Annotated in this window: 7 protein-coding genes; all 7 read left to right on the plus strand. The window is 43.1% G+C overall.

The annotated features are described in order from the left end of the window. The first annotated feature begins 26 nt into the window (after nucleotides 1-26). The 7 genes from IQ457_RS07980 (at nucleotide 27) to IQ457_RS08010 (ending at nucleotide 7,867) form a co-directional block, all read left to right on the plus strand. Complete coding sequence (locus IQ457_RS07980; RefSeq protein WP_200662747.1) at nucleotides 27-1,091, plus strand: copper resistance protein B; 1,065 nt, start codon at nucleotides 27-29, stop codon at nucleotides 1,089-1,091. 27 nt (nucleotides 1,092-1,118) lie between these two features. Then, a complete protein-coding gene (locus tag IQ457_RS07985; RefSeq protein ID WP_060492335.1) occupies nucleotides 1,119-1,613 on the plus strand; it encodes a DUF305 domain-containing protein in 495 nt (164 codons plus the stop codon). Between the two features lie 575 nt (nucleotides 1,614-2,188). Continuing rightward, a complete protein-coding gene (locus IQ457_RS07990; protein ID WP_087945736.1) occupies nucleotides 2,189-4,807 on the plus strand; it encodes a copper-transporting P-type ATPase in 2,619 nt (872 codons plus the stop codon). An 80-nt stretch (nucleotides 4,808-4,887) separates the two neighbouring features. After that, a complete protein-coding gene (tatA, locus tag IQ457_RS07995) occupies nucleotides 4,888-5,172 on the plus strand; it encodes a Sec-independent protein translocase subunit TatA (protein WP_011959992.1) in 285 nt (94 codons plus the stop codon). 55 nt (nucleotides 5,173-5,227) lie between these two features. Beyond that, a complete protein-coding gene (gene tatB, locus IQ457_RS08000; protein ID WP_036599454.1) occupies nucleotides 5,228-5,614 on the plus strand; it encodes a Sec-independent protein translocase protein TatB in 387 nt (128 codons plus the stop codon). Then, nucleotides 5,611-6,480 (plus strand): twin-arginine translocase subunit TatC, encoded by an 870-nt coding sequence (gene tatC, locus IQ457_RS08005; RefSeq protein ID WP_011959994.1) that lies wholly within the window; start codon nucleotides 5,611-5,613, stop codon nucleotides 6,478-6,480. Before tatB ends, tatC begins: the two co-directional genes overlap by 4 nt. Before the next feature lie 97 nt (nucleotides 6,481-6,577). Beyond that, on the plus strand, nucleotides 6,578-7,867 hold the full coding sequence (locus IQ457_RS08010; RefSeq protein ID WP_036599449.1) for a hypothetical protein: 1,290 nt from the start codon (nucleotides 6,578-6,580) through the stop codon (nucleotides 7,865-7,867). The last annotated feature ends 553 nt before the right edge of the window (nucleotides 7,868-8,420 follow it).

Consider the following 8,420-nt stretch of genomic DNA (forward strand, 5'->3'; position numbering starts at 1 on the left):
TCTTTGGTTGATAGGTGAGAGATGAGATGAAAATACATAAAGTGGGTTTACGGTTCGCTGGGGTATCATCATTGGTATTACTAGCATCATCATTTGCTAATGCTGCTGACCCTGCCACTGCTAAAAAAGACATGACTATGTCAGATATGGACCATAGTAGTATGGACATGTCGGATATGGATCACAGCAAAATGGATATGTCTGGTATGGACATGTCGGATATGGATCACAGTGGCATGGATATGTCAGGCATGGACCATGGCAGTATGGATATGTCAGGCATGGACCATGGCAGTATGGATATGTCAGGCATGGACCATGGCAGTATGGATATGTCAGGCATGGACCATGGCAGTATGGATATGTCAGGTATGCAAGGTGGTAAAGCTCCAGCTGATGCTCGCAGTCCTGACTATTCAAACGGTGTTCCCTATGGACGCTATGGTCAGCCTATGATGATGGGTGATATGCCATTATGGGGCGTTTCTGTAGACGATTTAGGCTATCAGTTTGATGACGATCAGATTAATTATGAGGTTAGTGCTTGGTATGGCCTAGATGAGCGCCGTCTATCTTTACGTAGTGAAGGTAGTGTTCAGACCAAAGATGAGAAAGACATTGATAGTCTGACCTCATTGTCTTACTGGAAGCCGCTAAGTATTTTTTGGAATGGCGAAGCAGGGGTCGCCTATGATACCAAGAATGATAAGCCTGCCATTATGGCCGGTATTGTCGGCACAATGCCTTACTTTATTGAAACAGATGCTAGAGCATATCTCTACACCGATGGTCAAGTTAGGCTTGATCTTGGTGCAGAATATGAATGGCGTTTGAGTCAGCACTGGGTTGTGATACCGGAAGTTGGTCTGTCAGCTTTTAGTAAAGACGATATTGACAATCATATCACCAAGGGATTCAATGAATTAGAGACTGAAGTTAGACTGACTTATGAAACCTTAGGTCGTCAACTGGCACCTTACGTCGGTGTGAGCTATGAGACGGCTCTTGGCAGTGCGCGTGACCAGCGGCGTCAAGAAAATGAATCGGTTGATAGCAGTAGTTTGACTGCCGGTGTTAAATTCTGGTTCTAACATTGTCAAAATTATAGGAGATATATTATGAATACTTCTGATCAAAACAGCATGAATCATCAAAGCCATCAACAGGGCATGAATCCTTATGTGAAGTTCACTTTGATGATTCTGACGTCTACGATTGTAATGTTTATCATGATGTATTTTAATACCTATCAATTGGATCATGTTTATTTTAGTGAGACCCGAGCTTATATGGCGCTCTACATGGGTGCCGGTATGGCCGTCATTATGCTGGCCTTTATGGGTAATATGTATAAGAAGACCAAGGTAAATCTACTGGTTTATGGAATAAGTGTAGTAATGTTTGCTGTAGGTATTTGGGGTGTGCGTTCCCAAGCAACGGTTGATCAAGTCGATTGGATGCAAGCCATGATACCTCATCACTCGATTGCCATTTTGACGAGCTCAAGAGCAGATATTGAAGACCCTAGAGTACAACAGCTCGCTGACGATATTATTAAAGCGCAAAAGCGTGAAATCGCTGAGATGCAAGCGCTTATTGAAGAGCTCGAATAGACGGCTATATATAGAGGTATGGCAAGCTAAGAAATTGATTATGAAAAAATGGTGATACCTGGTATCAGCGCTATAGTCTTCGCTGGTACCTTTACCTTAAAAGGACAGATTGCACAGATAATTAATGTGATTTTTTACCTACCCCTTCAACTGCAGTAACTGCTCTTTGTTTTACTGTTCTTATTTCAAAACCTCTTATTCCTATATCGAAATGTTCAATATCTGTCGATTGCTATTCTTGAGTGATAGTAAGCATCTAAAAGTATACGCTCGCCCACCACTGTCAATATGAGTGCTATGAGTCTTGGAGAAATACTATGATGGAAGGCATGGGTTGGGGTTGGATGGCTCTCTGCTTGTTGTTTGCGCTACTATTTTTCGCAGTACTAGTACTAACAATCATGGCACTGCTCAAGTATTTGCGTGATAAAAACTAAATTCCAATTGAAAAGTATAGAAATTATTTTTTAGAGGTTTTTAGATTAATGATTAGATGAATAGCAATCGAGGATTGATGATAGTGCTTTAAGAGTTGTACTTATTATAAATATTTATTGTCTTCAAGGAGTGGTTTTATGAAACATATTGCCGATGAAAAATCTATCAAAGGTGGTCAGTACGATAAAGTACCAGAAAATTATAGTGGTACGGTTTATATCTGCCCGATGCATCCTGAGGTTAGAGATACTGAAAAGAGCGATTGTCCGATATGCGGCATGTTTCTTAAACCTGAAGACGAGGTTGCTGAATCCAACAACCATGAAGATAGTCATGCGCATTGTCATGGAGCGGATGCTAATAATAGTAATGAGGTAAATTCTGTCGAAGACGATAAGTACGACAAGATACCGGAAAATTATAGCGGTACGGTCTATATTTGTCCTATGCATCCAGAAGTAAGAGATGTTGAAAAAAGTGACTGCCCAATATGTGGCATGTTTCTTAAACCTGAAGACGAAGTTGCTAAAGATGATAGTCACGCTAGCTGTCATGGAAAGGATACTGATAGTAGCGGAGTAAAATCTGTTAAAGGCGGTAAATACGATAAAGTACCTGCTGATTACGATGGCACGGTATATACCTGTCCTATGCATCCTGAAGTGAGAGACGTTAGAAATAGCGGTTGTCCGATATGTGGTATGGCGCTTGAGCCCGAAACGCTTACTATCGGTGAAGAGGACACCTCAGAGCTTGACGACATGACTCGTCGTTTTTGGATATGTACCGTGTTGACTGTACCGCTATTAATATATGTGATGAGCGGTATGTTTGACTTAAACGTAGTTAATTTTAGTCAGTATGGTATCTCCTCAAAGATCTTACAATGGGCTGAGTTAGTGCTCGCGACCCCTGTAGTGCTTTGGGGCGCCGCCCCGTTTTTCGTCCGTGGCTGGCAGTCTATAAAAAGCCGCAATCTAAATATGTTTACCTTGATTGCGATAGGCGTAGGCGCTGCTTATATTTTTAGTATTGTCGCGACCTTTTTTCCCGATATTTTCCCAGACAGTTTCAGAGATGCCTCTGGTCAAGTCGGAGTCTACTATGAAGCGGCAGCGGTCATTGTGACCTTGGTGCTACTGGGTCAAGTATTAGAGCTCAAAGCTAGAAGTCAAACTTCAGGTGCGATTAGAGCTTTGCTTGAGCTCGCACCACCAACCGCAAGACGTGTCGATGAAAACGGTGAAGAAGTCGAAGTCTCGCTTGATGAGGTCGTCACTGGCGATAAGCTACGGGTTAAACCAGGTGAGAAACTACCCGTAGATGGTACAGTGATCGATGGTAATAGTAATGTTGATGAATCAATGGTGACGGGTGAGCCAATCCCTGTATCAAAAGTAGCAGGAGATACAGTGACTGGTGGTACGGTAAATGGCACCGGAACGCTATTAGTCGAAGCGGTCAATGTTGGAGCAGATTCAGTATTATCTAAAATTGTACAAATGGTTGCTGAAGCCCAGCGTAGCCGCGCACCTATACAGAAATTGGTAGATAAGGTAGCTGGGTGGTTCGTACCGATCGTGCTTATTTGCTCCGTCATTACCTTTATTGTCTGGGCGATATTCGGCCCTGAGCCCGCTATGGCCTATGCCTTGGTTAACGCGATTGCGGTACTGATTATTGCTTGTCCTTGTGCCCTTGGTCTAGCGACGCCGATGTCCATTATGGTTGGTACCGGCAAAGGCGCGCAAAACGGCGTCCTCATCAAAAATGCTGAAGCGTTAGAGAGTATGGAAAAAGTCGATACCATTGTCGTCGACAAGACCGGAACACTGACCGCTGGTAAGCCCGAGCTTACCGCAATTGATGCGCAGGTAGGTCAAGATGAAGACGAGTTCCTCGCATTGGTAGCCTCAGTAGAAAGCGCTAGCGAGCATCCTTTAGCAGAAGCTATCGTTAGAGCAGCTCAAGAAAGATCACTCATTATTCCTAAAGCTACTGACTTTAATTCGACTACTGGCGAAGGCGTACAAGCCGTGGTCGATGGTAAGAAAGTCGCTATTGGTAACTCTAAGCTTATGGAAAGCCTAAATAGTTTTGATAATGAGCTGTCCACTAAAGCTGATGTCCGTAGAAAAGACGGTGAAACGGTAATGTTTGTGGCTATAGACGGTAAAGCTGCTGGTATTATTTCAGTTGCTGACCCTATTAAACCAAGCACTAAAGAGGCTATTTCACTGCTTCATGACGCAGGTTTAAAAGTTGTGATGCTAACCGGTGACAACGAAAAAACCGCGCAGGCAGTCGCCAATAAACTAGGTATTGATGAAGTTCATGCGGATGTCTCACCAGAGGATAAAAACCGTATCGTCAAAGAAATGCAAGACAGCGGTAAATTGGTCGCTATGGCGGGTGATGGTATCAACGACGCACCAGCGCTAGCGCAAGCTAATGTTGGTATCGCTATGGGAACCGGTACCGATGTGGCGATGGAGAGTGCGGGCATTACCCTGCTAAAAGGTGATTTAATGGGCATTGCCAAAGCTTATAAGCTTAGCCACGCCACCATGCGCAATATCAGACAGAATCTGTTTTTTGCCTTTATCTACAATGCACTTGGTGTTCCTATTGCCGCAGGTGTGCTCTATCCCACATTTGGGCTTCTGCTCAGTCCGATGATAGCAGCGGCAGCGATGAGCTTGTCGTCATTCTCGGTGATTGCTAACGCGCTGCGATTGCGCCGTTTGAAACTATAATTCTGGTACGGTAAAAAGTGTTCTAAAGCACACTGACACATACTGGTCTAAACAAGATCACAAAATATAAGGATACCGTTATGGGCAGCTTTTCTATTACACATTGGCTGATTTTATTGGTCGTAGTGGTGGTCGTATTTGGTACTGCCAAGCTTAAAAATGCAGGTAAAGATTTAGGCGGTGCGGTGAAGGGTTTTAAAGAAGCGGTCAAAGATGAAGAACCCGAGAATGCTCGCAAAAATCATGTGCTTAGCCATGAAAATAGTACGCCAGCTGCAAGTAATGATTTAAATACGCGTGTAGGTAATCAGGCTGATGATATGGAAATCAGCCCTATTTCCACTGATGACCAGCCTAAAGTATGAAGCGCACCGCTTATAAATAGCGGCACTAAGTAGTCTATTAATATATGTGACTGTTATGTTTGATATTGGGTTTTCCGAATTACTCTTGTTTGGCGTCATTGCTTTAATCGTATTGGGCCCAGAAAAACTGCCGCAAGCCGCACGTACCGCTGGGCAATGGTATGCCAAACTGCGCCGTACAGTATCCACTCTACAATCTGAAATAGAAGCTGAGCTTGATCTAGCTGAAACACGTCAACAAATGCAAAATGAACTTGCGAAAATCCGTCAGACCGAGTCGGATATGAAGCGCGAATTAGCAGAAATGCGTGGCAGTATGCAAAAGTTTGAGCAGTCACAGAACCAAAGCCTAGACGCTTCACATCAGTCAATCACCCCTTATGATAAAGACCATCAACAGAATACTACCTCCTCGTTCATTAAACAGGAGGCGGATCAGTGAGCCTATTTAAACGGCAAAAAAGTCGACAAGAAAAAATAACAGATATAGAGTTTGAGGCGCCAACAGATACAACACAGAATAGTGAGTCTGGAGATACGTTAGGTACGCTTGGCGATATGCCTATTACCGGACATTTAATCGAGCTGCGTACGCACTTAATAAGAATATGCGTGGTCGTCTTAATTATATTCTTAGTATTGGTGGGATTTTCACGCGAGCTTTATAATCTTTTATCAGACCCATTAGTGGCGCAGTTACCCATCAATTCGACCATGATTGCCACTGATATAACGTCAAACTTTATGGCACCCATTCGCTTAACGATATTCGTCGCCGCATTTTTAGCAATGCCTTATATCCTGTATCAAATTTGGTCATTTGTAGCTTCCGGCTTATATAAAAAAGAGAAGAAAATTGCCATTCCTGTACTGCTATCTTCGATATTTCTATTTTATGCTGGTGTTGCTTTTTCCTACTTTGTCGTACTCAAAGGGGTATTGAAATTTTTTATTATGTTCGCTCCGCAGAACGTTATACCAATGACCGATATTGACAGTTATCTGAGCTTTGCCCTCAAGCTATTTATGGTGTTTGGACTGACTTTTGAGATTCCAGTGGTTACCTTATTGCTGATAATGGCCGGAATCGTTTCTACTCAAATTTTAGAAGATAAGCGTCGTTATATCATAGTCGGCTGTTTTGGGATCGCCGCGGTAGTGACACCGCCTGATGGTGTATCAATGCTGTTGTTGGCGATTCCTATGTGGCTATTATTTGAGCTGGGTTTACTCTTAGCAAAGATATTAATTAAAAATGAACGAAATAATGATTTAGTCTCAGGGAATGAAACATTAGAAAGTAGCTAGCACTACTTAAATACGCCAAGAACCTTTTTTACTTTTTACTTTTTACTTTTTACTAGAGTATGTCAGCGTGAGTACTCTACTTAGCGACGGACTCTAAATGGAACACCCAACTAATAACAACGAAAAAAATGACGGTCTTGCAAATCGACTTAACCAAGAGTGCTACTGCATTACCCTTGATCGTAAAGCGCTTAATACAAGCCTTCAAGATCAATTGGTAGAAACTAGAAACAATCCAATAGGAGCGAACGAGCTTAATAAGCTTTTTTCAGCAACACCCGTGTTCGTTCCCAAAACAGAGATAGAGGCGATGGAGCGAATCGTCAGGGCTATCGAGTCAGCTGCCGAACTGCCATTGTATCAAGAGCAAGTGCTGTCGTGGGCACCAGAAATAGCTGCTTTCGACCCAGGCCCAATAGGGGCCCTCATGGGTTATGACTTTCACTTGGGTAGCGATGGACCTCAGCTCATCGAGGTCAATACTAATGCCGGTGGCGCATTTCTGAATGTGTTGCTCGCTCGCGCACAAAAACGCTGTTGCAACCCCTCAGAGCAAAGCGCTGCAACCAATCAAATGCTAGATAGGTTCGAGGAAGCAGTGTTTGACATGTTCAAACAGGAATGGCAGCGACAGTCCGCTGTTGCTATGCCCAATCGGATAGCCATTGTGGACAATGACCCCGAGAGTCAGTTCATGTTCTTAGAGTTTGAGTTAGCCTGTCAACTGCTCCAAGCTAGAGGTATTGATACTGTGATACTTGATCCCTCTGAACTCGAGTATATCGACGGTACGTTAACAGCCCATGGCCAGAAAATCGATATGATTTACAATCGGCTTGTCGACTTTGCATTTGAGGACCCTGACCATGTATTGCTTAAGCAGGCTTATTTAGAGGGTGCTGTGGTAGTGACACCCAATCCCCGCGTACATGCTATGTTGGCCAATAAGCAAAACCTGACATTGCTATCAGACTCCCAAATATTGCGCTCTTGGGGTCTGGATGAGGCTGCAGTGGAGTGCCTCGAAAGGTCTGTACCGAGGACTAAGATTGTATCAAGAGACGATGCAGCAGAGTTGTGGCTTACTCGGCGGCAACTGTTTTTTAAGCCAGTTGCTGGTCATGGAAGCAAAGGCGTTTATCGCGGTAGCAAACTGACTCGACGCGTCTTCGAAAACATTCTGGATGAAGATTATATCGCACAGACCTTTGTCCCTGCAGGAGAGAGATCACTCAAAATTGATGACATCGTAACAACAAGAAAGGTAGATATACGTCTTTATACGTATGGCGGAAAACTGTTACTACCTGCTGCGCGTGTGTATCAAGGTCAGGTGACTAACTTCCGTACGCCAGGCGGTGGATTCGCGCCTGTCTTTCAGGTGTGATCGTCTAGGTCTTATTTAGATGGCATTAGGCTGTTATAAGTCCGGTTAACTAATTCAATATTCGGTGGTGTGTCAAAAAGTATGCTGATTAAAACTTGAACAATTTTTGAAGCCTTGAAAGCCCTATAGAATCAGAGAACTTAGCATAGATTTCTTATTGACTTCTATCGCCAGCATACTTTTTAGAACACCACCAAAATTTTAAATTCTATAAAAATCAAAAGCCTACGATAAGTTGAGATTGGCGTAATTTTTACTATTGTTGGAACACGTTAGATCCTTATATAGGAAACCAAACCAGTGAGAGGGCCTGAGTGGTCCCTTATAGGTATACCTTAGCGGAACCAGCTATCTCACCCTTCAAACATATTAACAGACTACTCAAAATAGACTGTTAATATGGAACCATCTATAACAGACTTTAGAATTATAGGACTGGTTGCTGTGCTTTTTTCCTATCATTAGCCTATACCTAAAAAATAAGGTGGTGTTCTAAAAAGTATGCTGACATCAGACATAGCCATAATTGATGTAAAAGAACACCAAATCAAAC

The organism is Psychrobacter sp. M9-54-1 (assembly GCF_016613355.1).
GTDB classification, from domain to species: domain Bacteria; phylum Pseudomonadota; class Gammaproteobacteria; order Pseudomonadales; family Moraxellaceae; genus Psychrobacter; species Psychrobacter faecalis.

Bases quoted from the DNA above. Each gene is read 5' to 3' on its own strand.
- IQ457_RS07985 (WP_060492335.1), top strand. From the start codon at position 1,119: ATGAATACTTCTGATCAAAACAGCATGAATCATCAAAGCCATCAACAG.
- IQ457_RS07980 (WP_200662747.1), top strand. From the start codon at position 27: ATGAAAATACATAAAGTGGGTTTACGGTTCGCTGGGGTATCATCATTG.
- tatA (WP_011959992.1), top strand. From the start codon at position 4,888: ATGGGCAGCTTTTCTATTACACATTGGCTGATTTTATTGGTCGTAGTG.
- IQ457_RS08010 (WP_036599449.1), top strand. From the start codon at position 6,578: ATGGAACACCCAACTAATAACAACGAAAAAAATGACGGTCTTGCAAAT.
- IQ457_RS07990 (WP_087945736.1), top strand. From the start codon at position 2,189: ATGAAACATATTGCCGATGAAAAATCTATCAAAGGTGGTCAGTACGAT.
- tatB (WP_036599454.1), top strand. From the start codon at position 5,228: ATGTTTGATATTGGGTTTTCCGAATTACTCTTGTTTGGCGTCATTGCT.